The 23,961-nt window shown below is 64.9% G+C and carries 15 protein-coding genes and 1 pseudogene; 7 read left to right on the plus strand and 9 right to left on the minus strand.

Annotated features, from left to right (window positions below; genetic code table 11):
- Nucleotides 1–2,019: autotransporter outer membrane beta-barrel domain-containing protein (locus NKI21_RS24100; RefSeq protein ID WP_352867600.1), on the plus strand; the 2,019-nt coding region annotated here is incomplete at its 5' end.
- 111 nt (nucleotides 2,020–2,130) lie between these two features.
- On the opposite strand, the gene NKI21_RS24105 is transcribed toward NKI21_RS24100, so the two are convergent.
- The 7 genes and pseudogenes from NKI21_RS24105 to NKI21_RS24135 form a co-directional block, all read right to left on the minus strand.
- On the minus strand, nucleotides 2,131–3,012 hold the full coding sequence (locus tag NKI21_RS24105; RefSeq protein ID WP_352867603.1) for an EamA family transporter: 882 nt from the start codon (nucleotides 3,010–3,012) through the stop codon (nucleotides 2,131–2,133).
- 214 nt (nucleotides 3,013–3,226) lie between these two features.
- Nucleotides 3,227–4,309, minus strand: a complete 1,083-nt coding sequence (locus NKI21_RS24110; RefSeq protein WP_128305724.1) for a sensor histidine kinase — start codon at nucleotides 4,307–4,309, stop codon at nucleotides 3,227–3,229.
- Between the two features lie 158 nt (nucleotides 4,310–4,467).
- Nucleotides 4,468–5,958: pseudogene (locus NKI21_RS24115) on the minus strand (efflux transporter outer membrane subunit).
- Nucleotides 5,959–5,970: 12 nt separating this feature from the next.
- Complete coding sequence (locus tag NKI21_RS24120; protein ID WP_352867606.1) at nucleotides 5,971–9,114, minus strand: efflux RND transporter permease subunit; 3,144 nt, start codon at nucleotides 9,112–9,114, stop codon at nucleotides 5,971–5,973.
- A gap of 3 nt (nucleotides 9,115–9,117) precedes the next feature.
- The gene (locus NKI21_RS24125) at nucleotides 9,118–10,389 is read right to left on the minus strand and encodes an efflux RND transporter periplasmic adaptor subunit (RefSeq protein ID WP_352441810.1); all 1,272 of its coding nucleotides are present in this window, start codon (nucleotides 10,387–10,389) and stop codon (nucleotides 9,118–9,120) included.
- Nucleotides 10,390–10,631: 242 nt separating this feature from the next.
- Nucleotides 10,632–10,838 (minus strand): hypothetical protein, encoded by a 207-nt coding sequence (locus NKI21_RS24130; RefSeq protein WP_352441811.1) that lies wholly within the window; start codon nucleotides 10,836–10,838, stop codon nucleotides 10,632–10,634.
- A 140-nt stretch (nucleotides 10,839–10,978) separates the two neighbouring features.
- Complete coding sequence (locus NKI21_RS24135; protein WP_023814319.1) at nucleotides 10,979–11,698, minus strand: hypothetical protein; 720 nt, start codon at nucleotides 11,696–11,698, stop codon at nucleotides 10,979–10,981.
- 210 nt (nucleotides 11,699–11,908) lie between these two features.
- Here NKI21_RS24135 and NKI21_RS24140 point away from each other — a divergent pair, with 210 nt between their 5' ends.
- The 6 genes from NKI21_RS24140 (at nucleotide 11,909) to NKI21_RS24165 (ending at nucleotide 19,537) form a co-directional block, all read left to right on the plus strand.
- A complete protein-coding gene (locus tag NKI21_RS24140; RefSeq protein WP_031213974.1) occupies nucleotides 11,909–12,637 on the plus strand; it encodes a response regulator in 729 nt (242 codons plus the stop codon).
- Complete coding sequence (locus tag NKI21_RS24145) at nucleotides 12,634–13,875, plus strand: ATP-binding protein (protein ID WP_023814317.1); 1,242 nt, start codon at nucleotides 12,634–12,636, stop codon at nucleotides 13,873–13,875. Before NKI21_RS24140 ends, NKI21_RS24145 begins: the two co-directional genes overlap by 4 nt.
- Nucleotides 13,876–14,434: 559 nt before the next feature.
- Nucleotides 14,435–15,601, plus strand: a complete 1,167-nt coding sequence (locus tag NKI21_RS24150; RefSeq protein ID WP_352867612.1) for an acyltransferase family protein — start codon at nucleotides 14,435–14,437, stop codon at nucleotides 15,599–15,601.
- Nucleotides 15,598–16,704, plus strand: coding sequence for a glycosyltransferase family 2 protein (locus NKI21_RS24155; RefSeq protein ID WP_352867614.1), 1,107 nt, complete (start codon nucleotides 15,598–15,600; stop codon nucleotides 16,702–16,704). Before NKI21_RS24150 ends, NKI21_RS24155 begins: the two co-directional genes overlap by 4 nt.
- A gap of 4 nt (nucleotides 16,705–16,708) precedes the next feature.
- Nucleotides 16,709–17,743: a glycosyltransferase family 2 protein gene (locus NKI21_RS24160; RefSeq protein WP_352798441.1), complete on the plus strand. Its 1,035-nt coding sequence runs from the start codon at nucleotides 16,709–16,711 to the stop codon at nucleotides 17,741–17,743.
- Nucleotides 17,744–17,752: 9 nt separating this feature from the next.
- A complete protein-coding gene (locus NKI21_RS24165; protein ID WP_352867616.1) occupies nucleotides 17,753–19,537 on the plus strand; it encodes an ABC transporter ATP-binding protein in 1,785 nt (594 codons plus the stop codon).
- Nucleotides 19,538–19,818: 281 nt separating this feature from the next.
- Here the strand turns inward: NKI21_RS24165 and NKI21_RS24170 are convergent, their stop codons facing one another.
- Complete coding sequence (locus NKI21_RS24170) at nucleotides 19,819–21,285, minus strand: coiled-coil domain-containing protein (protein ID WP_352554578.1); 1,467 nt, start codon at nucleotides 21,283–21,285, stop codon at nucleotides 19,819–19,821.
- Nucleotides 21,286–21,611: 326 nt separating this feature from the next.
- Nucleotides 21,612–23,816, minus strand: coding sequence for a sensor domain-containing diguanylate cyclase (locus tag NKI21_RS24175; RefSeq protein WP_352867619.1), 2,205 nt, complete (start codon nucleotides 23,814–23,816; stop codon nucleotides 21,612–21,614).
- Between the last annotated feature and the right edge of the window lie 145 nt (nucleotides 23,817–23,961).

The following is a 23,961-nucleotide window of genomic DNA, read 5'->3' on the forward strand; positions in this document are numbered from 1 at the left end:
GGCATCTATGCGCAGTCGGCCGGCGCCGCCGTCACGGTGACGGCGGGCGACGTGACGTCCACCGGCAACACGGCCATCATCGCCCAGCAGACCAAGGCAGCAGGCTCGGGTGCGGTCAACGTGACCGTGGGCAACGTCTCGGGTACGACCGGTATCCGCACCCTCAACAACGGCACGGGCGCGATCGGCATCATCACCAACGGCACGGTCGAAGGCGATATCGCCGCGATTTCGGCGCAATCGAACAGCGGCAATGCGATCGGCATCACCCTTTCCGGCGCGACGCACAACACCGCCCTGACGGCCGCGGCGCTGGCCATCACTACCTCTGATGGTGCCACGACAATTCTCAATGGCGGTGCACTGACCGGCCGGGTGGAGCTTGGCGGTTATGCCGACCTCCTGACCAACCACGCTACCTGGACAACCGGCGGCACCAGCCTGTTCGGCGCCGGCATCGACACCGTGACGAATACAGCCGCAGCCTCTCTCAGAACCGCCAGCAATGGCGCAACGCAGGAGACCACCACCTTCAGCGGGCTCGAGTTGCTGTCCAATGCCGGACGTCTCACCATGCAGGATGGCGGCGCCGGCGACCGCACGGAGCTTGCCGCCACTGTGGCTCTGGCGGCCGGTTCGACCTACGCCGTCGACATCAACGCCGCACTTCAGTCGGATCTCCTTCACACCACCGGCACTGCCACCATCACCGGCTCGACCCTGGCGGTGACGGCGCAAGGCATCACCGCCGGCCGCTACACCGTGCTGACCGCCGATCTGGGACTCACCGGCGAGTTCGCCTCTGTGACGGGGATCACCAGCACCGCGTTCCTGTCGGTGACGGATGCCTACGACTTGAACAATGCCTATCTCGATGTGCTGGTGTACGGCTTCACCGATATCGGGCTGACACCCAACCAAATCGCCACCGGCGGCGGCGCTGAAAGCCTCGGGGCCGGCAATCCTATCCATGACGCCCTTCTGGCGCTGCCGACAGCAGCTTCTGCACGCGCTGCTTTCGACCAGCTGTCTGGCGAGGTCCACGCCTCGGCCAAGGGCATGCTGGTCGAGGACAGCCGCTTCGTCCGCGACGCAGTCACCAATCGTATCATGTCCGCTTTCGGCGATGTTGGCGCGGCCGCATTGCCGGTCATGGCTTATGGCGAAGGTGGCCCCGAAATGGTCGCGGCCGACACCGACCGTTTCGCCGTCTGGGACCAGGCCTTTGGGTCGTGGGGCAATACCGACTCCGACGGCAACGCCGCCGCCTTCGATCGTTCGACCGGCGGCCTGCTGGCGGGCGCCGACACGCTGGTGGGCGGCTGGCGCGTCGGCCTGCTCGGCGGCTACAGCCATTCGAGCTTCGACGCCGACGATCGCAACTCTTCGGGCAAGAGCGACAGCTATCATCTCGGCCTCTATGGTGGCACCAACTGGGGCGCCATCGCTTTCCGTACCGGTGCCGCCTACTCCTGGAGCAGCCTTTCGACCAAACGCTCGGTTGCTTTCAACGGCTTCAAGGATGGGTTGTCGGCCGACTATGATGCCGGCACCGCGCAAATGTTCGGCGAACTCGCCTACAGGGCCGATGCCGGACAATTCAAGTTCGAGCCCTTCGCCAACCTCGCCTATGTCAGCGTCCATACCGATGGCTTCACCGAAGACGGTGGCGATGCGGCACTGACCAGCGCCGGCTCGAACACCGAGGCGACCTTCACCACGCTGGGCCTGCGCGGTTCGACCGATTTCGCGCTCGGCGGCATGAACGCCACGGCGCGCGGCATGCTCGGCTGGCGCCACGCGTTCGGCGACGTCACGCCGACCTCCAGCTTCGCCTTCGCCGGCGGCGATCAATTCAGCATCGCCGGCGTGCCGATCGCCAGGGATGCGGCCGTCATCGAGGCCGGTCTCGACTTCAACATGTCGGCCAACGCGACGCTCGGTGTGTCCTATTCCGGCCAGTTCGGTGGCGGCGGTGTCGACCAGGGCGCCAAGGTCGATCTCGGCATCAAGTTCTGACGGCAACGAAGCGCGCCGGCCGGACAAAGGCAACGCCCGAACGGCGGTCGGCGACGGGACCGGCTTTACGGCACGTTCCCGCATATCCCACCCACCCTACTCCGCCCCACCCTACTCCGGCGATGGAACCGGCGGCCGTGATGTCAGCGCCGTGCCGAAGGCGGCGACAACGACGGCTGCGATCCCGGCCAGTTGCGTTGCGGTCAGGCTTTCATGCAGGAACAGGAAGCCGGCCAGTGCGCCCAGCCCCGGCTCCAGGCAGGTCAGCGTGCCGTAGATGCGCGCCGGCATGCGGGTCAGCGCCACCATCTCAAGGAAGAATGGCAACGCGCTGGAAAACAGGCCGACCAGCAGCGCGCTGACCAGGATCGACGGCGCCAGCAGCGCGGTTCCCGCCTGTGCCACGCCGAAGGGCAGCACCAGCACGGCGGCGATCGCCATGCCGTAGGCGGTGGTGCGAGTGCCAAGCTCCGCGCCGGCCTTCTGGGCCAGCACGATGTAGAGCGCCCAAAACCCGCCGGCCGCCAGCGCCAGCATCACCCCGATCGGATCAAGCGGCGCGAGGGAATGAACGAAGGGCGACAACAGCAGGATGCCGGCCACCGCCAGCGCGATCCAGGCAAAGTCGCTGGCGCGCCGCGAGCTCAAGGTCGCCACCAGAAGCGGGCCGGTAAACTCCAGCGCCACCGCGATGCCGAGCGGAATCCTGGCCAGCGCTGCGTAGAACAGGAGATTGAGCGCGGCGAGCGTCAACCCATAGGCGACCAGCCACGGCATGGTGGCACGCGAGGGCCGCATCTGCCAGGGCCGCAGCACCGCGATCAGCATCAGCGCACCGATGACCAGCCTGAGCGTCGTCGTGCCTTGCGCGCCGATCTGCGGGAACAGGCCCTTGGCGAAGGTGGCGCCGATCTGGATCGACACCATGGCGCCCATCAGTGCCGCGACCGGCAAGGGCGCTGCTTCGCGACTGGCAATCGGCGTCGATGTCACGTGATCCCATCCTCCATACCGCCGGGTCCAAACCCGACCGGCGGCATGGAGATAGGGCGAACCGGCCGACCTGTCGTGAGGCAGCCGCAACTGGCTGCTGGGGCAAGGACTGCAGGCACGCTATGAGCCTCCCGGCCGCGAAGCGTTCATTGCCGCGGCGGACAAGGAATAGCTGGAGATGATCCTGTAGGTGTGAGAGCGCAACGACAACGCTTTAGGCGGTGGCAGCCGAGCGCTTGAAGACGATGGTGACCCGCGTACCCTCGGCAGCGCTCGACTGCACGTCGAACTCCGCCCTGGCATTCTCGGTTAGCGAGCGGGCGATCAGCGCGCCGAGCTTGCCGCTCTTGGGCCAGGTCTCGCCGTCCGGCAGGCCGATGCCGTCATCGGCGATCACGATGCGGCAGCCATCACCGTCGACGATGCTGTGCAGCGTGATCGTGCCGCCGTCTCGCCCCTGGAAGGCATGTTTGAGCGCATTGGTCAAAAGTTCGTTCACCACCAGTCCGGTCGGCATGGCGACATTGATCGACACCGGATAGGTGTCGACCTTCATGTCGAGGCGGATGCCCTCGACCGCATGCGAGTTCATCACCGCCGACGCGATCTGGCTGAGATAGACGCCGAGATCGACCTCATCCTTGCCATCGTCCCCCGACAGCGTCTGGTAGAGGATCGCCAGCGCGTCGACGCGCCCTGCCAGCCTCTCGAAACGCTTCTGGTCCGGCTCGGCCGCGTTTCGCGTCTCCATCCGGATCAGTGCGGTGATCATCTGCAGATTGTTCTTCACCCGGTGCTGCAGTTCGCGCAGCAGCGTGTCCTTCTCGCGGATGCGCTCATCGATCGATCGCGCATCTTCGGTTTCGCCATGGGCAGAGACGTCGACCAGCGCCACCAGCCGGAAGCAGGCCTTGCCATTGTCGTCCTCGATGACATTGGAATAGACGTCGACGATCGCCTGTTGGTCTTCCTTCCGCTCCAGCCGGAACGTGCCGATGAAATCGGTGTCCTCGACCACGGCCTCGAACAGCGGCCGGCCCTTCTGCTTGTGCAGGCCGGTGCCGGAAAGCGCCGCCCAGTGTTGCCGAGCGAGCGTCGCCGCCTTGAGGCCGGACAGTTTCTCGAATTCCGGATTGGCATAGACGACACGCTCCTTCGCACCGAGGTCGGAGACGGCAATGGCGATCGGCACCTGGTCGAGGAACTTCTTGAACTGTTCGCTTTCCAGCGCGCTGGCAAGGTCCGGCGTTTCGAGCAGCTGCCCGACCGCTTCGGCCTTCTGTGTATCGGATGTCATCTGCGACGCCTGTGCTGTGTGATCACCATCAATAACAGCGATGCGATCTCCCCGCCATCGCCAAAGCACGAGCCGGCATTTCACGCGCCGCCACGAGCGGTGTGTCGCACAATCTCGAAATCTGCGTAGCCGCGTCGAAATACTTGACCGAGGCCCGCTCACGAGGCCGGCTTCGACGCCAGCCGTGGACCGGTCTTGACGTCGACGATCTCAGGCTTGGCACTGTCCACCGCGCCGTCCCAACCGCCGCCGAGCGCCTTGTTGAGGGCGATGTAGTTGATCGCCAGCAGGACGCGGCTTTGCAGCAGCGAGTCCTCGGCCGAGTAGAGAGAGCGCTGGGCGTCGAGCACATCGAGAAGGCTTGTCTCGCCGGCCTTGTAGAGCGTGCCTTCGAGACTTGCCGCCTCGCCATAGGACCTCGCCGACGAGGCGAGCTTGCCGATCCGGATGCGCTCCTGTGACAACAGCACCAGCGCATTCTCGACATCCTCGAGCGCCGTCAGCACCGAAGACCGGTATGCGATGAAATATTGATCGCGCTGCGCCTTGGCGACCTCGACGGCGGCCTGCAATTGACCGGCATTGAACACCGGCACGCTGAGCGTCGGCCCGAACGACCAGCCAATCGACGAATTCTTGCCGAGATCGCCGAGCTTCAGCGCCGCCGTGCTGATGTCTCCCGTCAGGCTGACCGAGGGATAACGGGCGGCTTCGGCCTGGCCGACCTTGGCGGTGTATTGCGCATATTGGCGCTCCGCCATGCGCAAATCGGGCCGCGACAGCAGGAGGTCGGCGGGAATTCCGGTGGGCATCGGCAGGCGTGGTGCAGGGATTGGGGCGACCCGCTTCAGCCGCTCGTTGAGCGAGGCAGGCGGCCGGCCGGCCAGCACCGCGAGACGATGCACGGCCTAGGCATAGCTTGCCTCCAGCGTCGGCACCGCGGCTTCGGTGCTCGCTGCCTGCCCCATCGCCTTGGCGACATCGGCGGCGGTCGCCGTGCCCGCCTGAGCCATGGTGCGGGTAAGTTCGGCGGTCTGCCTTTGCGACGCGACCGAACGGCGGGCGAGCGCGATGCGGGCCTGGTAGCCGCGCGCCTGGGCATAATAGGAAGCGACATCACCGACCAGGGTGAGAAGCGTCGAGCGCAGTTCCTCCTGTGAGGCGTCCAGCCCGTAACGCGCGGCCTCGACGCCCCTGCGGTTGGCGCCGAACAGGTCGAGTTCCCAGCTGGCGTCAAAGCCGGCCTGATACTCGCTGTAGGTGGCATCAGAGCCTGACGTGGCTTCTGACGACTTGTTGCGGGAGACCGAGCCGGAGCCGTCGGCCGACGGCAGCAACGTGCCGGCACACTGGCGATAGCTGGCGCGCGCCTCGCGGATCCTGGCCTTGGCGGTGGCGACATCGAGATTGCCGGCAACCGCTTCCTCGACAAGCGTGTTCAACTCGGGATCGCGCAGCCGCTGCCACCATTTCGACAGTTGCGCCGGCAGGGCAGGCTTTGTCGGCTTCTGGCCGCTCCAGCTTGCAGGCATCGCCAATATCGGCGTCTGATAATCCGGACCGACGACGCATCCCGCGAGCAGGACAGCGGTAAGCATAGGCGCAAGGAGCCGCCTCGCGGCCACCGAGCCACGTTCCAAGCCTGTCATGTGAAGTTTTCCTTATTGCTGGTTGGCCGTCACCGGCGTCTCGCCCGTATCTGGTTTGGCCGCCCTGCCCTTGAAGATGCGTCGCACCGTGACGAACAATAGCGGCACCAGGAACACGCCGATGACCGTCGCCGCGATCATGCCGCCCATCACGCCGATGCCGACCGAGTTCTGCGCGCCCGAGCCCGCGCCGCTGGCAATCGCCAGCGGCAGCACGCCGAGGATAAAGGCCAGCGACGTCATCAGGATCGGCCGCAGCCGCTGTCGCGCCGCCTCCAGCGTCGCCTCGACCAGCCCCATCCCGGCGGTCTGCCGCTCGATGGCGAACTCGACGATGAGGATGGCGTTCTTGGCGGCTAGACCGATCGTGGTCAGCAGGCCGACTTTGAAATAGACGTCGTTGGACTGGCCGAACAGGCTTGCCGCCAGCAGTGCGCCGAAGATGCCGATCGGCACCGACAGCATGACCGCGAACGGGATCGACCAGCTCTCGTAAAGTGCTGCCAGGCACAGGAACACCACAAGTGCCGAGATCGCATAGAGCGACAGCGCCTGGTTGCCGGAAAGCTTCTCCTGGTGCGACAGCCCTGTCCATTCGTGGGAATAGCCGGCGGGCAGTTGCGCCATAAGCTTGTCGATCTCGTCCATGGCGGCACCCGAGCTGATGCCCGTGGCCGCCGCGCCCTGGATCTCGACCGCCGCCGACCCATTGTAGCGCTCCAGCCTGGGCGAACCGAATGTCCAATGGCTGGAGGCAAAGGCCGAGAACGGCACCATCGCCCCGCTGGCGTTGCGGACCTGCCATTTGTCCAGGTCTTCCGGCTGCATGCGGAAGTTCGGGTCCGACTGCAGATAGACCGGTTTCACCCGCCCGCGATCGATGAAGTCGTTGACGTAGTCGCTGCCCCAGGCGGTGGAAAGCGTGTTGTTGATGTCGGCCAGGCTGACGCCCAGCGCGCTGGCCTTTTCCTGGTCGATGTCGACCGAGAATTGCGGCTGGTCTTCCTGGCCGTTGGGCCTTGTGTTGGCGAGCAGCTTGCTCTGCCCGGCCAGGGCCAGAAGCTGGTTGCGCGTCTGGATCAGCGCGTCATGGCCAGCGCCGTTGACGTCCTGCAGGTAGAAGTCGAAGCCGTTGGTGTTGCCGAAGCCCTGGATGGCCGGAGGCGCGAGCGCGAACACCTGCGCATCCCTGATCTTCGAAAACGCGCCCATCGCCCGGCCGGCGATTGCCTGCGCGGCGGAAGCCGGCGATTTGCGCAGGTCGAAATCCTTCAGCCGCACGAAAGCGATGCCGACATTCTGCCCTGCGCCGCCGAAGCCGAAGCCGGAGGCGGTGAACACCCCGTCGACGACGTCCTTCTCCTGGTTGAGATAATGGTTGGTCACCTCTGCCAGCACGCGCTCCGTGCGATCCTGCGTCGCGCCGACCGGCAGCTGCACGCTGGTGATCAGGATGCCCTGGTCCTCTTCCGGCAGGAACGAACTCGGCAGCCGGGCAAACATCCAGCCCACGGCAACGACGATGGCCAGGAACACGACGAGGAAGCGCCAGGACCGGTTGATGATGCCGTGCGAGCCGTCGCGATAGGCAAGCGTGCCGCGATCGAAGACGCGGTTGAACCAGCCGAACGGACCGGTCTGCGTCGCATGGTCCTTGGGCGGCCGCAGGATCGTGGCGCAAAGTGCGGGCGTCAGCACCAGTGCGACCAGCACGGACAGCACCATCGCCGAGACGATGGTCACCGAGAATTGCCGGTAGATGATGCCGGTCGAACCGCCGAAGAAAGCCATCGGCACGAACACGGCCGAAAGCACGGTGGCGATGCCGATCAGCGCGCCGGTGATTTCGTGCATCGACTTGCGCGTCGCCTCTTTCGGCGGCAGGCCCTCTTCCTGCATCACGCGTTCGACATTCTCGACCACGACGATGGCGTCGTCGACCAGCAGGCCGATCGCCAGCACCATGGCGAACATGGTCAGCGTGTTGACGGAATAGCCGAACAGCGACAGCACGCCGAACGTGCCGAGCAGCACCACCGGCACGGCAATCGTCGGGATGATGGTGGCGCGCAAATTCTGCAGGAAGATGAACATCACCAGAAACACCAGCACGATCGCTTCGGCCAGCGTCTTGACCACCTCCTCGATCGACAGCCGCACGAAAGGCGAAGTGTCGTAGGGATAGACGACCTCGACGCCTTGCGGGAAGGTCGAGCTCAGCCGGGCGATCGTCGAACGCACCGCTTCGGCGGTGTTGATGGCATTGGCGCCGGTCGCCAAATTGACGGCGACGCCCGCCGCCGGCTTGCCGTTGTAATTGGCCTGCGTCGTATAGCTTTCGGCGCCGAGTTCGACGGTGGCGACGTCGTTGAGGCGTACCAGCGAGCCGTCCGTCTGGCTCTTCAGGATGATGTTGCGGAACTGTTCGGCGGTCTGCAGCCGGCTCTTGGCCGTCACCGTGGCATTGAGCTGCTGGCCCTTGCGCGCCGGCAGGCCGCCGAGCTGGCCGGCCGAAACCTGCGTGTTCTGCGCCTCGATCGCGGTAGCCACGTCGCTCGGCATCAGGGCGTATTTGGCGAGTTGGTCCGGGTCGAGCCAGATGCGCATGGCATAGCCGGAGCCGAACAGCTGCGTCGAGCCCACGCCCTCGACGCGCTTCAGAGTGTCGTTGACGGTGGCGTCGACATAGTCGGCGAGATCGGTAGAGTTCATCTTGCCATCGGTCGAGACGAAGCCGATGACCATCAGGAAGCCGGTCGAGGATTTGGAGACGGTGATGCCATTGCTCTGCACCACCTGCGGCAGCTGCGACTGCACCAGTTGCAGCTTGTTTTGCGTCTGCACCTGGGCGGTGTCGGGATCGGCAGCCGTGGTGAAGGTCAGCGTGATCGAGGCCGAACCGGTCGAGGTCGACGTCGCCGTCATGTAGTCGAGATTGTCGATGCCGGTCATGCCCTGCTCGATGACCTTGGTCACCGAGTTCTCGACGGTCTGCGCGTCGGCGCCCGGATAGGTGGCGCTGATATTGACCGTCGTCGGCGCGATCTGCGGATATTGCGAGATCGGCAGCGAGGTGAGCGCCAGGAGCCCGCCCAGCATGATCACGATGGCGATCACCCAGGCGAAGATCGGCCGGTTGATGAAGAATACGGACATCGCTCAGTTCCCGGTCGCGGCGGCAGGCGCCGGTTTGGCAGCGTTGGACGCGGCGGGCGCGGCGGAAGTGCCCTGCCCGCGGTCCTTGACCTCGCCTGTCGTCTCGTCGATCGTCACTTCGACGCCCGTCGCGTCGCCGCCGGGGCGCACCAGCTGCATGCCCTCGACGATGACGCGGTCGCCGTCGCCGACACCCGAATCCACCAGCCAGTTGTTGCCGACGCTGTTGCGCACTGCGAGCACGCGCGTCTCGACCTTGCCCTGCGCATTGATGACCATGGCGGTGGCCTCGCCCTTGGTGTTGCGGCTGACGGCGCGCTGCGGCACCAGGAAACTATTCTGCGCGACGCCCTCCTCGACCAGCGCCCGCACATACATGCCGGGCAAAAGCAGGCGATCGGGATTGGGAAACTCGGCTCTGAGCGCGAAGGTGCCGGTGGTCTGGTCGACATTGGCGCCGGCGAATTCCAGCTTGCCGGTCTGCGTGTAGATGGTGCCGTTCTCGAGCTTCAGCTTGACGCTGACATTGGGGCCGCTGAACTTCAGCCGCCCTTCCGAGATCGCCTGGCGCAGATTGAGCAGGTTGGTGCTCGACTGTGTGACGTCGACATTGATCGGATCGAGGGCACGAATGGTCGTCAGCACAGTGTCCTGGTTGGCGGTCACCAGCGCACCCGGCGTCAGCGTGGACTTGTCGATGCGCCCGGCGATCGGCGCGGTGATCGAGGTCCGGTCGAGGCTGATGCGCGCGGTCTCGGCACTGGCCTTGGCCGAGGCGACATCGGCTTGCGCCTGTGCCAGCGTGGCGGCGGCATCGTCATAATCCTGTTTGGAAACAACGTTCTGCTTCAACAGACCGGCATAACGGTCGAACTTGGCCTGTGCGGTGGGCACCGCCGCTTGCGCCTTCTGCTGTGCGGCGACCGCGCTGTCATACGACGCTTTGTAGCTCGCCGGATCGATGAGGTAGAGCGGTTGTCCAGCCGCCACCTCGCTGCCCTCCTTGAACAGGCGCTGCTGGATGATGCCGTTCACTTGCGGGCGCACCTCGGCAACCAGCGAGGCCGCCGTGCGTCCCGACAGTTCGGCGGTGATCGCCACCGATTGCGGATGCAAGGTGACGACGCCGACTTCCGGTTTGCCGGGCGTGCCCATGCCGGCGGGGGCGCTGCCCTCCTGCGAGCAGGACGCCAGCAGAAGAGTGGCGGCGAACATCGCGGCCCAGGGCGCCAGACGACGCGCCGAAAAACGAGGCTGGCTAGACTTGGAAATCATGGCCTGGATCTTTCCCTGGAGTTGCGTACGCGCTGGCAATGGACCGCTTGGTCGAGGGCATGCCGATCCATATGATGATAGGCCGCACCCGTCGGCGGGCGGCGACGAGCAATGCTTCGAAGCGGCTCATGTCGCGCTCCTTCTCGTCGGCCGGAGCTGCTCGAAGGTCGAGTAGCTGGCCGCGATGCCTACCAACATCATTATGCCGATCAGCGAGGACATGCCAAGCGCCTTGCCGGAGTTCACGCGATCTTGCGGTCATGATGTCCATGGTTGTCGAGCGGCTGCGAGAGCGGAAGCGACAGCCGCCAGGCGGCGAAGCGCAGGCGGATCGCGCCCTTCAGCGTGTCGGCCGGCAGAGCCAGTGGCAGGCCGCGTCCGGCATGGTCGAGTGACAATCTCGGGCTGGCGGACGCGAGCAGCCGCAGCAGTATCATGGCTTCCCACATCGTCGTGCTTCCGTTTGATTTGAACTGGGCATGATTTGAAAAATAGGGATGGCGAAGATACGCCCGCCATCCCTGAAAGAGACCGGCCGGCCCGAGAACGGGTTGGGTACCGGGCCGGCCGGCGCAGCCGGTCAGAGTTCTCAGCCGTTCCCGGGCTGGGGCGGCGGACTGCCATCGTTGGGCAGACCTCGGGGGCCGGCTGCATCATCCGGCGGACCGCCCCAGGGACCGGGGGGTGGTCCGTGGGGACGTTCCGCCGAAGCGAGGATTTCGAGCTGTTCGGGCGTCAGCTTGGCGCGCAGTGCCGCGATCGCGTCTTTCAGCTTGCCGGCCGAAACCGCGCGGGCCGTGACGTCGTCGGCCAGTTTTTCCTGGAAGGCGAAGGGATCGCGCTTGCCGTCAGGGCCGGCTGAGTCGGAGCCCTTCGCTTCAGGACTGCCGGAGCCATCAGGACCACCGGGCCGCCCATGATCGGGCCGTGGCGGCGCCAGCACGGCCTGCAGCGCGCTGGTGTAGTCGCGCCAGGCGTCGAGCTGTTCGGAGCGGATGCCGACGCGGGTCTCGAGCGCTGCCAGCCGGGCGGCCAGCATGAATTCCGGCGGCGGACCCATGCGGCGGGGGCCAAAGCCTTCCGGTCCAAAACCTCGCGGGCCAAAACCCTGCGGACCATGCCGCATCGGCCCGTGCGGGCCGGGTCCGGCCATCGGGCCATGATCGGGTCCATCCTGCATTGCCCCACTCTGCTGGGCCATGACCGGTGGCGGCTCGCCGGGGGCGGCACCCGGATCGCGCTGTGTCGCCAGCACGGGGTGAATTGCGGCGACGGAAAACAGGCCGAGCGCAAGAAGTCTGCTTCGCATGACGGTGTTCCTTTCTCTCATGCTTCGGACAAATGAGAGGATAGGAAGCGTGTTTGTCCGCTTCGCGTCGGCGTATTGCCGAAGGTTTCCGCAAGAGGGCAATTTGTAACTGAATGTTTCCCACGGCCTGCCGGAAACATTCAGTTGCAATTTTCCGTGCCGCTTGGATGCGGCTCTCCCTATAATCGCGGCCAAGGCAAGGGCACGGTCATGCAGTCACAACCCCATATCCTCGTCGTCGACGACGACCGCGAGATCAGGACGCTTCTCCAGCGCTATCTCGACAGCCAGGGCTTTCGTGTCACAGCTGCGGCGGACCGGCGCGAATGCGAACAGAGGCTGGGCGCGGGCCAGTTCGACCTGATCGTGCTCGACGTCATGCTGCCGGACGGCTCGGGGCTCGATATCTGCCGGGCCTTGCGTGACCGCAAGCCGCATATCCCGGTCATCCTGCTGACGGCGCTGAAAGAAGATGTCGACCGCATCATCGGCCTGGAACTCGGCGCCGACGACTATCTCGGCAAGCCGTTCAACCCGCGTGAGCTCATTGCCCGCATCCGTGCCGTGCTCAGGCGCTCGGCTCCCGAGGAGGCGCCCGCCTCCCCTCGCGCGCGTACCTACCGCTTCGCCGGCTACAGGCTGGAGCCGGACACCCGCAAGGTGACGGATGCACAAGGCGTGGCCGTCGACCTTACGGGCGCCGAGTTCGACCTCTTGCAGGTGTTTCTCGACCGCCCCGGCCGGCTTTTATCGCGCGACCAGCTTCTCGACCTGACGCAAGGCCGCGAGCGCGACCCGCTGGAGCGTTCGGTCGATGTGCTGGTGAGCCGGCTGCGCCGCAAATTTTCCGACACCGGCGACGGGCCGCTGTTCAAGACCGTGCGCAATGGCGGCTACCAACTCACCGCGCGCGTCGACACCGTGGAGAGCCACGCGTGAACTCGCTGCGCCGCCGTCTCATCCTGCTGCTGGTCGCCTCGATCGTCGGCGTCGTCGGCCTGGCGACGGCCGCCGTCATCAGCGTGCGCGGCGGCGGACCGCCGCCGGAACTGACCGTGCCCTGGATTGCCCAACAGATGGAACTGGTGGTGCGGCTTTTGCCGGGGCCGATCCCCGACGTCCTGCGGGTGCAATTCGCCGACCATCCGGCGGGCGGCAAGGTGGCTCGTGCGGAAACGGCGATGCTCAATGACATCCTGCACCGCCGTGGCCTCGACTTTCCGGCGGTCGTCAACGAGAAGACGGACGAACCCGGCCAGATCGCATCGATGCACCTGCCTGACCGCCGCTGGGCGATCATGGAGGTGCCGCATCTCAAGCCGCCAAGGCGCGAATGGCTGGTCTTGGCCGGCTGGATCTCGCTGATCGTCGCCGGCGCCACGGCGGTGTCGGTCTATTTCACCTCGGTGCTGATCCGCCCGCTCGAGATGCTGGAGGCCGCCGTCTCCAAGATCGGATCGGACGGCGTGCTGGCGGCGGTGCCGGAAGTGGGCTCGGCCGAGGTCAAGGCTACCGCGCATGCGCTGAACCAGCTCTCGTCGCGGCTGCGGACCGCCATGGAAAGCCGAATGCGGCTGGTCGCCGCCGCCGGCCATGATCTGCGAACGCCGATGACGCGCATGCGGCTGCGCGCCGAATTCCTCGACGACGAACGCGACAAATGGCTTCACGACCTCGACGAACTCGACCGCATCGCCGATAGCGCCATCCGCCTGGTGCGCGAAGAAGTGAACCAGGACGCCGTCGAACCGGTCGACCTGGCAAAGACGGTGCGCGATATCGAAGCCGAGATGGTATCGCTCGGCCATGCCGTCTCGATCGGGCACCTGGACAAGGTTTGCGTGCGGGCCGGCGCGTTTGGCCTGCGCCGCGCCTTGCGCAACCTGATCGTCAACGCCGCCACCCATGGCAAGGCGTGCCGCATCGACCTGGCCGCAGCCGACAATCGCGCCGTGCTGACCATATCTGACCATGGCCCGGGCATACCCACGGAACTCCTGAACAAGGCGTTCGAGCCCTTCTTCCGCGTCGACCCCGGCCGCCTGCAATCCGTCCCCGGAGCCGGTCTTGGCCTCGCCATCGCCAAGGAAATCATCGAGCGCTACGGCGGCATCGTGACGCTGCAAAACCGCCGGGGCGGCGGGCTGGAACAGACGGTGGTGTTCGAGGCAGTGTGAGGAGCGTTACGTGCGAGTTCCCGTTGGACGGAATGCCTGCCTCGGGAGCAGTGAGCCTTACGGCAAGAAAAAGACGGCGACGATGCTGCACCGCGCAAAGCCAATGGTTCCAGCCCATTTCTCGGCGTAACCAGAGCCAATCCACTCGGCAAAAAACACAGACTCCGAAATTTCGCCTGGTTTAACAAAAGATTAGGCCTATCTTATTGCGTCAGCCTACGACGTCCTCCCAATCAGCCGAAGCAGGAATCTTTAGCGCTTGCTCACATAAGTATTTCATCCCGGTAGATTTTTTGTGTTGCGCCGCACAATAGGGTGGCCGAACCATTCCTTTGGGGTTCGTTTGCGACTGGACATACGCTGTGGAGGATTCCGGCACGTTGACCAACTTGTGCTGTTCGTCCGTCGATTTCGAGCCCGGCCCGATCGGACTCGCCGCGATCGGACCCGCAAAGCGAAGGTTTGACGGTGCCGGTGCCCTGGCGGATCTCGTCCGCCTGGTGCCCGAAACGACCGGCTGGCGGATACGTCGCGGACATCAATGCCGCGGAAGCCGCTGATGGGAAGCGCCCGTGACATCCAACTTGATGCGTTGAGAGCCATCGCCGTAACGATGGTGTTGTATTCCCATTTCTTCGCGGAGGGACCTTCGTTCTGGGGCCATATCGGCGTGCGGCTGTTTTTCGTGCTGAGCGGCTTCCTGATCACGCGCCTGCTGCTGGAGGCGCGTTCGGCCACCGAATTCGAAACCGGCCCCGCGCTGCGCTCCTTCTACATCAGGCGGATGTTGCGGATATTCCCGCCCTATTTTGCCGTCCTGGGTTTCGTCTGGCTGGTTGACCTGGATCAATCCAGAGGATCGCTGGTCTGGCATGCGCTTTATCTGTCGAACTTCTGGTATGCGCAGCACAATAACTGGAACCCTTGGGTGCTGGGCCATTTCTGGAGCCTGAGCATCGAGGAGCAGTTCTATCTTGCCTGGCCGCTGGTCGTCCTGCTGGCCCCACGCCGCCGCTTCGAGGCCATCTGCATCGCCGTCATCGCACTGTCGCTGGCCTATCGCTTCTATTGGCCGATCACTGCCACGCCGGCGCTGGCGCGCGAACTGCTGCCGCCGGCATCCATGGACGCGCTGGCTTCGGGCGCGCTGCTTGCCTGCTGGCATTTTAGGGGCGCCGGCCTGCCGCACTGGATGCGGCTGGGCTGGCCTGCCTTCGCCGCCGCATTCCTGGCGATTGAGTGGTTAGTCCCAGAGCCCGCCGATCCGACATTGGAATGGGCCCGCTGGGTGCTGCGAGAAGTCCTGCCCCTGGTGCCACTGATGGTCATCGTAGCCGCCTGTTCGCGCGGCCTTGGCGGCATCCTTGGCAAGCTTGCCGAACTGCCGCCGCTGCTTGGCCTCGGCCGCATCAGCTACGGTATCTATCTCTACCATCCAATATTGCTGTCGCTCGCCGTCAAGGCGCAGCCCTGGATTCCGCTCAACGTCTCGGAGCAAGGGCCAGGGCGATTCCTGGTTGCGAGCGCCGCCACGATTGTCGCGGCCTCGATTTCCTGGGTGGTTTTCGAGAGGCCGCTCAACAGCCTCAAGCGCCACTTCCCTTATGTCGCGCGCACCCGCTCCGCACAGGGCAGCCCTGGCGGCTGGCTCGCGACAGCGGCCGGCGGATCGCCCGATGGCCGCACACCGTCGCTCGAACTCCAGCGCACGGATGCGAGACGATGACCGCCGCGCCGCTCGTCTCCGTCCTGTTGCCGGTCTACAATGCCGGTCCCTATCTCGCCGCCGCGCTGGGAAGCATCCTGCGGCAGGATTACGGCCGCCTGGAGATAATCGCGATCGATGACGGCTCGACCGACAATTCGCTCGAGATACTCGAGCGATGCCAAAAGGCCGACAGCCGCATTTCGATCATCTCGCGCGAAAACCGCGGCCTTGTCGCGACGCTCAACGAAGGGCTGGCGGTCGCCCGGGGCGAACTGGTCGCGCGGATGGACGCCGACGACGTCGCCTATCCCTGGCGTCTGTCGCGCCAGGTGGCGCTGTTCGAGCGGCGGCCCGAACTGGGCTTCTGCGGCGCCGGCGTCGACATGTTGATCCGCGGCCGCATCGCCATCGGCAGGCCGGATCCGGTGTTCCAGTTCGGCCGCATCCCTGTATTGGCGATGTTCTTCACGATCTTCATGCACCCGACGGTCGTCTACAACAGGAAGGTCATCGACGACGGCGTTCTCCACTACGACCAGACCTACAGGCACGCCGAGGACTTCGATCTTTTCAGGCGGCTGGCCAGCCGCTACCCGGCAGCCATGATGCCCGAAAACCTGGTCGTCTACCGCGTCCATGAGGCAAGCGTGACCAGCCGGCACGTCAAGGAGATGCGCAGGACGCATTTGCGCATCGTGGCCGAGAACCTCGAGCGCGAGGGCCTGGCGCAGGCCACGCGGGACCTGCGCGACATCGGCGATGCGGTCAGCCACGACACGGTCGCCCGTGCGGCCAGCTTCATCGTCGCGCTGGAGGAGGAAATCCGCTCGCTGCCGGCGGCGACGCGGCCGAGCTTCGAGGCTGGCGCGCTGAACCTGTTCTATTTCCTTTACCAGCTGGTGGCCGACGAAAAGCAGCCCGCGCTGACGCATGAATTGCTGACGCGGACCGCGAAATGGAATGCCATCCGGCGCCGCGAGCAATATGCGCTGCGGCCCGGCGCCTGGGCGCCCTGGCTCAGCCTTGCCTCGCTGTCGGCCGCCAGACAAGCCGATGCCATGGCATACTTCTTCAAATCCGCGCCCGCCGCGGCGGTTCTGGCGTCTCATCGGTTGAGTTAGGGGCATGATCGTCAAAGCCAACCAACCTCTGCAGCGCGATCGTTCGACGGCGCTTGGCCCTGCCCCGGCCGGTCCCCGCCCGGAACGAGCGGCGCCGGAAGTCAGCTTCATCATCTGCACGCGCAATCGCGTCGCCGTGCTCGATGCCTGTATCAAGTCGGTGCAAGCCGCGTGCCGCGCACATGCCGGCTTCGCCGCCGAACTCGTGGTCGTCGACAACGGTTCGAGCGATCGCACGGCCGAACGCCTGGCCAGCATCGCCGCTGCGTCGGACATTCCGTTCACGCCGGTCTGCGAGCCGCGCCCCGGACTGGCGGCCGCGCGCAACGCCGGGCTGCGGCGCGCGCGCGGCCGTGTGCTGGTCTTCGTCGACGATGACTGCGCGGTCCATCGCGACTATTTGCGCGATCTGGAGCGACACTATGCGTCCGGGGAACAATGGCTCATCCGGGGCGGACGTGTCGAGCTTGGCGATGCCAGGGATTTGCCGTTCACCATCAAGCGGTCGTGGGCGCGCGAGCGGCTGACGCCAGATGTTCATCCCGGCGGTTTCGTGCTGGGCTGCAACATGACGATGCACCGCGACGTCGCGGCCCGCATCGGCTATTTCGACGAACGCTTCGGCGCCGGCGGACCATTGCGGTCGGCCGAGGATACCGATTATCTCGTGCGCGCGATGCTGCTCGGCATCGCAGTCGAGTATGTGCCTGATATGACGATATTCCATCATCATGGCCGGCGGGATCGCAAAGCCATCGAAAAGCTCCACCGCGACTACAGCCTGGGCAATGGCGGGCTCTGCCTGAAGCATATTCGCCATGCGCCCTGGCTGCTTCGCCATTTCTACTGGGCCGCAAGAGGGGCTATCCGGGAATTGGCGGGAGGCCCCGCCTTCGATCGTGAACTCAACCTGCCGCACTGGCCGATCGTCGCCATGAATTTGCTCGGCGCGGCCAGGTTCGCGGTTCTCCTTCTGGCCAGACGGCCGCGGGCCGAGCCAGTGCGGCAAGATCAGCAAGCCAATGCCCAGGCGAGGTGAAACGCTATAATGCCGATGCTGCCGCCAAGCCTGCCGATGCTGTTCCGGGCGTGCGGAAAGCGGCAACTGCGCCTGCTTCCGGCGGTGGTGGTACTCGGCCTGCTCAGCGCCGTCCTCGAAGGGTTCGGCATCGGCCTGATCATCCCATTGCTGGGCATCATCATGGGACATGGGGATGCGGCCGGAATGGGCGGCTTCTCCGCTGTCCTCCAGCATGTCGGATCGGGCTTGAGCGAGCGCGACCGGCTGATCGTCATTTCGGTCGCCATCCTCGGCTCGATCATCCTGAAGAACGTCTTCGCCTTCGCCAACACGCTGCTGACGACCTTCATCTCCGGCAAGGCAAGCCATTCCATCCGCAGCGCCCTGTCGGAGCAGCTGTTGCGGGTCGGCTACCCATTCTTCCTGCGGCAAAGCCCCGGGCGCCTGCTCAACATCATCTCCAACGAATCCTGGCGGGCCTCCGATGCGATCCAGATCATGCTGTCGGCCATCGTCAGCGCATCGGCCGCCATCATCCTCTTGGCTTTCCTGTTGCTGCTTTCGTGGCGCATGACGCTTCTGGTCACGCTCGGACTGGCGCTCGTCCAGATCGCGCACGCCATCCTCTCTGCCAATCTGAAGGAGCCCAGCCGCAGCGTCGCTTCGCGCAACGGCCACCTCGCCTCGCAGATGCTTCACCTTGTGCATGCCGGACGGCTGATCCGCATCTTCGGACAGGAGAACCGGGAAAAGGCGATATTCGACACGGCGTCGGATGCGGTTCGCCGCGCCTCCTTCGCGCTGCTCGTGCGCCAGGGAGCGCTGCCGCCGCTGACGGAGGTTCTCCACGCCATGCTGTTCCTGGTGGTGGTGATCGGCGCCTGGCTGGCGCAGGTGAGTTTCCCGCTGATCATCGCCTTCGTCATCCTGCTCTACAGGCTGCAGCCGCATATGCGGGCCCTGCAGGGGTCGTGGAGCCAGTTGCAGGGCCTGAGCGGATCGCTCGAAGAGGTGACATGGCTGCTGGATCCCGCCGGCAAGCCGCAACCGCCGCAAGGCGACGAGCCGTTCCACGGCCTGCGCCAGGGCATCAAGTTCGACGATGTGACATTCACCTATTCCGGTACGGACCGGCGCGAGGTCGTGCTGCATGCGGCGACATTCGAAATCCGCGGCGGCCGCTCGACGGCGCTGATCGGCCGCTCGGGCGCCGGCAAAACGACGATCGTCAATCTCCTGTGCCGCTTCGTCGAACCGGACACTGGCAGCATCCTCGTCGATGGATCGCCGCTCGACGGGATCGACGCCAGCCAGTGGCGACGGCACATCGCCCTGGCCAGTCAGGAACTGGAACTGGTCGATGGCAGCATTTTTGAAAACATAACCTACGGGCAGGATACGGCGACAGCCGGCGACGCCGAGGCCGCCGCAAGACTGGCCGAAGCGCACGAGTTCATCGAAAGGCTGCCTCAGGGCTACGAGACGCTGGTCGGCTACAGGGGCGTCAATCTGTCGGCGGGACAGAGGCAGCGGATCGCCTTGGCGAGAGCCCTGGTCCGCGATCCCGATCTCCTCATCCTGGACGAAGCCACCAATGCGGTGGACGGGCTGTCGGAAGCGGCCATCGTCGAGACCCTGAAGTCGAGAGCCGGCCGCCGCACGACTATCGTCATCAGCCACCACCACAGCACAATCTCGTTCTGCGACGACGTGGTCATCCTGAGCGGCGGCCGCGTGAAAAAGCAGGCCCCTTTCGGCGCCCTGGCCTCGCTCAGCATGGACGAGCTTTATCAGCACGAGCCGCTCGACTGAGGAGGCACCGGGCCGGCCGCGATCGTTTCCCGGGCGTGTTTGCAGCCTCCGGCCGGCGGGTCGTCGCAAAGGTTCGAATCAGAAGCTTGGGGAAGTGCCGCTGGCACCTTCCGTGATCGCACCAATGCCGTGCGGGACCGAGGCGCGCTACCTTGCCTGTGCGGCGGACCTGTCGATCCGCCTGGCCGGTGCCCCATTGGGCTTACTCTCCGGGTGAGGTGCCGGCCTCCCATGCACAAAAGACCTGAAGCGGGTCACCTGAAGCCCTTCAGCGCCACACTTCAGCTAACGGCGCCAACATTCCTGCGCATGCGCCGCCTGCCCGTCGTCCGTGCTTTCTTCGCCATCGCCCCGGCTATCTCGACCACGCCGTCCTCGCGCGGCCTGCCATTGGTGGCCTTGTGGAGCCGCTCGTAGGGCAGCAGTTCCTTGATGCGGGCATTGAGCGATGCGATTTCAGCTTTGAGGTCCTCGCATTCCTGCCTCTGCACGTCGAACTGTATCTGTTCGGACGCCTGTTGCAGCGTCAGCTGAGAAAGGTTGGCGTTCACCTTGGAAAGACTCATCTTGTCGCTTTCGCTCTCCTGGGTCAGCGCGGACAATCTTTCATCGGCGATCTTCTTTTCGGCCAAGGCATCGTTCAGTTCGCTCTTGAGCCTGGCGATCTCGCCTGCGGCTTCGCTGTTTTCGGTCGAGGTTTGCTCCAGCCGCGATTGCAGGTTCTGGATCTCCGAGCTCAACCCGCGCATTTCCGCCTGGCTGCGAGCCAGCTCGGCTTCCTTGTCGCCTTCCATCATGCGTGCTGCTTCGTTCGTTTCCGACAGCTTCGCCTGTGCGGCCTCGAGCGACTTCTGGAGCCGCATCTCCTCTTTCTCGCTCTTGCCGAGCGCGGCCAGCAGCTCCGCCAGCCGCGCTGCTTCGCTGGCATGGATCGTCGAGAGCTCGTCGAGCCTGTGGCGCGCCTGCGATTCCCGCTTCAGCGCCTTGTCGAGTTCGATCGAGAGGTTGACGTGCTTTTCGCGCAGCATCTTGCTTTCGCGCAAGCGCCTGTTGGCCTCGACCGTCCTGGCGGTCAGCCGCTTGGCGATGTCGCCGAACTCCGCTTCGCGTTTGGCGCTCGCATTGGCTGTCTCCACCAGTTCCAGCCTTACCGCGGCAAGCGCCGCACGAAGCGTCTCCCGGTCCTGAACCAGGCTTGTCTCGCGCTGCTGCAGCGCTTCGAAAGCGCCTTCACGCTCGCGCAGCTTTCTCGTCGCATCGTGCAGCTTCTCCGACAACGCCCTCTGTTCGACGGCCAGGGCGGCATTGGCAACCTCCAGCTCGTTGGCGCGCAGGATGTCGCTGTGCAGGATGTTGAGGAATTCACGCGTCAGATGGTGTGAGGTGCCGATCTCCGACAGCTTGTCGTTGATCTCCTCCAGATAGTCCCTGGCGTCATGGAAGAGACCCTCGAAGGCGCTCAATGCAGCCAGCCGGGTTTGTGTATGGGCCGTCAGTCGTGGCGCGGTTTCGGAACTGTCCGCATCGCCCGCAGCGTCGGCCTTCCTGGCGTTGTCGTCATTTGCCGCGTCGGCCTGGGGTGGCCCGTCATCGGGTGCCGCCTGGGCATCCGGCACATCGTCGCTCTCCGACGGCACCAGGTCGTCGGCGTCGAGACTTGCATCCAGCGCGTCCGCCAAATCGATCTGCAGGTCCTGGATCGCTTTATCCACGTCTTCAGCACGCTTGATCAGGCCTCTGAAGTTCATCACCAAACTCCCCTTACGCATACCTCGCTTCGAACTTAACAAATTGCTAATATATCCTTACATCCGCTGCTTGCGCAGGGGAAGCCCCGTCGGCACAAAGGTAAATTTGGGACATTTGGGGGTTGAAATAGCCCGAACAACCAATGCCGCAGCCGAAAAGAGCCGGATCCTCTGACAGTGTGGAGGTCTGAAGGACGGCAAGACCGCGGCCGCTCAGGAAGAGCCCGTGCGCGAGACCTCGAGGGCAGCGGAGAACTTGCCTGATCCCTCTTGGCAGGCGCAGGATGACTATCGCGGGCCGGGCCGAGTGCTCTACCCAAACGGTCTCAGCTGCTTTTCGGGGCTGGTACCAACTGGATCGGAGGTCGCTCGCCGGACGCGTTGCCCAGCGCGATGGCGACGCGGTCGCGCCCACTACCCTTGGCCTCGTAGAGCGCGTGATCCGCGGCATTGGTCAATTCGGCCCAGCCCACGCCATGCTCAGGGTAGGCGGCGACACCGAAGGAGGCTGTGACGGTGCCCAGCGTTCGGCCGCGATGCGTCAAATGAAGCTTCCTGATTGCCTGGCGCAGCGCTTCCGCCCGCTCGGCACCTTCCTGGACCGAGCTTCCCGGCATGACCAGGGCAAACTCCTCGCCGCCGTAGCGCGACACGACATCGCTATCCCTGGCGTGCTCGATCAAGGTGGCGGCGACCTGCTTCAGGACGAGATCGCCGGCTTCGTGGCCGAACGTATCGTTGAACTGCTTGAAATGGTCGACATCGAGCATGATGATCACCAGCGGCTGGCCCGAGCGCTCCATCCGGCGCAGTTCGCGGCTGCTCGTCTCCTCGAGATATCGCCGGTTGAACAGACTGGTGTTCGGATCGCGGATCGACTGCTGCCGCAGCGTCTCGCGCAGGCGCAGATTGGCCAGGGCGAGCGCCAGCGTGTCGACGACACCGCGCAGGATCTGCTGTCTTTCAGTCAGCCATTGTGGCTTCTCGGACGCATTCGGCTCGCACAGATGAAGGATGCCCAGCGTTTCGCCTTGGGCCGCCAGAGGCATGCAGACATAGCCCTTCTTGCCGTTTTCGGTGATATGCGCGCAGCGCGGCGTGAGCATGCCGGGGCCAGCGACATGTTCCTGGCCGCGCCTGAGCGCCCAGCAGTCTTCCGGCGCGAATTGCGTGGCGCTCGAGCGGACGTCGCCCCAATGCGCCATCTCTTCCACCAGGTTGCGCGACGCGCTGGTCAAGTGGACGGTTCCGCTCAAGCCACCGAGGAACTCGGCCATGGCCGTGCCGACCACCGAGAACGCTTCCGGGAAGGTGACGCAGGCCTGCAGCAGTTCGCCAAGCTTCACCAGACGGGTCGTGGTTTCGGACTTGTCGTGCAGTTCGCGGTTGAGAAGCGCCAGCTGATCGGCACGCTCGTTGACCACTCCTTCCGCGCGGCGCAACTCGCTGATGTCGTTGAGCGTGAGGACCAGGCCGCCTTCGGACCTGCTGAGCGGACTGCAACTGGCGATGACCGGCAGATGCGAGCCGTCGGATCTGGTCAGGCGCACTTCGCCCTGGTGTTGCCGGCCCGTGGCTAACGCCATTTCGATGGGAGAAGCGCCAGCGGCGAACGCACCGCCTCTGGGGTCGCGAACCGTCAGCACCGAATCCCATTGCTGCCCGACGATCTTGTCGGCGCGCCGCCCGATCATCGTTGCCGCCGCTGGATTGGCGCTGGCGACGCGGCCGTCGCCGTTCAGAACCGCGATGCCTTCGGCAGCCGTTTCGACGATGTCCTCGACATGCGCACGCGCCGATGCAAGCTGGTCCGCCATCGTGTTGAAGCCATGGGCCAGCTGCCCGAATTCATCGTTGCGGGCGTGGCTGATGCGCGTCATGGCGTTGCCTTTCGCCAGCGCTTCCATGCCGCGCATCATGTCCCCGAGGCCAGAGCTGAAACGACGGAGCAGCAGCCATGCGAAGCCGACCGCGACCAGCACGGCGGCCGTCGCGCTGAGGCCAACCAGCCAGAGCAGGCTGTTGGTGCTTTGTTCGGCGGCCTGCAGAACGGGGTCATATTCCAGCAGCACGGCGCCGATGATCGTATCCTCGGGATTTTCGATCGGAACGGCCAGTATGGCGTTCACTTCCTCCGGGTCGACAAATCTGCGCGGAATGCCGTCCGCCAAGGTCTGGCCTATTTCGTTGCCGGGGTCGTGACCGAATTTGTCGCCGACCTGGTGCTCTTCGTCGGCGGCATGGGCAAGGATGGTCTTGTTGTTGTCGAGGACCAGGAAATCCCGGTGCAGGCGGCGGTGCTGGTGCTCCATTAATTGCTTGAGCGCCTCGGGCCGCTCGAGCAGCGAAGGCGTCCCATCGGATGATTTGAAAACGATGGTGTCGGCCAATTCCCGCGCGACGTTGGTCGCTTCGGTCAACCCCAACGATTTGGTCGCCGCTATCTGCGTAAAGATCGCAACGCCGCCGACCAGCCCGATCAGGGCCGCGGCGGCCACCATGGAGAGAATGATCTGGCTCTTGATACGCATGTCATGGCTCCGCCGAGAACGACAGCATTGCGCATGTCAAATCGAGCCAGCATCTCATTTCCGGCTTTTTATTACCAAATGCTTATCAACGTCCTAACGATGGCAGGCGAAGCCGCTCCACACGCGGAGGGAGCCGACTGGGCTC

Source organism: Mesorhizobium sp. M0715 (genome assembly GCF_040320355.1).
In the GTDB taxonomy this organism is placed as follows: Bacteria; Pseudomonadota; Alphaproteobacteria; order Rhizobiales; family Rhizobiaceae; genus Mesorhizobium.

What these genes read in the sequence shown, in the direction of transcription:
- NKI21_RS24110 (WP_128305724.1), bottom strand. Translation starts at nt 4,309, where the DNA reads ATGACATCCGATACACAGAAGGCCGAAGCGGTCGGGCAGCTGCTCGAA.
- NKI21_RS24120 (WP_352867606.1), bottom strand. Translation starts at nt 9,114, where the DNA reads ATGTCCGTATTCTTCATCAACCGGCCGATCTTCGCCTGGGTGATCGCC.
- NKI21_RS24125 (WP_352441810.1), bottom strand. Translation starts at nt 10,389, where the DNA reads ATGATTTCCAAGTCTAGCCAGCCTCGTTTTTCGGCGCGTCGTCTGGCG.
- NKI21_RS24130 (WP_352441811.1), bottom strand. Translation starts at nt 10,838, where the DNA reads ATGTGGGAAGCCATGATACTGCTGCGGCTGCTCGCGTCCGCCAGCCCG.
- NKI21_RS24135 (WP_023814319.1), bottom strand. Translation starts at nt 11,698, where the DNA reads ATGCGAAGCAGACTTCTTGCGCTCGGCCTGTTTTCCGTCGCCGCAATT.
- NKI21_RS24140 (WP_031213974.1), top strand. Translation starts at nt 11,909, where the DNA reads ATGCAGTCACAACCCCATATCCTCGTCGTCGACGACGACCGCGAGATC.
- NKI21_RS24150 (WP_352867612.1), top strand. Translation starts at nt 14,435, where the DNA reads ATGGGAAGCGCCCGTGACATCCAACTTGATGCGTTGAGAGCCATCGCC.
- NKI21_RS24155 (WP_352867614.1), top strand. Translation starts at nt 15,598, where the DNA reads ATGACCGCCGCGCCGCTCGTCTCCGTCCTGTTGCCGGTCTACAATGCC.
- NKI21_RS24160 (WP_352798441.1), top strand. Translation starts at nt 16,709, where the DNA reads ATGATCGTCAAAGCCAACCAACCTCTGCAGCGCGATCGTTCGACGGCG.
- NKI21_RS24165 (WP_352867616.1), top strand. Translation starts at nt 17,753, where the DNA reads ATGCCGATGCTGCCGCCAAGCCTGCCGATGCTGTTCCGGGCGTGCGGA.
- NKI21_RS24170 (WP_352554578.1), bottom strand. Translation starts at nt 21,285, where the DNA reads ATGAACTTCAGAGGCCTGATCAAGCGTGCTGAAGACGTGGATAAAGCG.
- NKI21_RS24175 (WP_352867619.1), bottom strand. Translation starts at nt 23,816, where the DNA reads ATGCGTATCAAGAGCCAGATCATTCTCTCCATGGTGGCCGCCGCGGCC.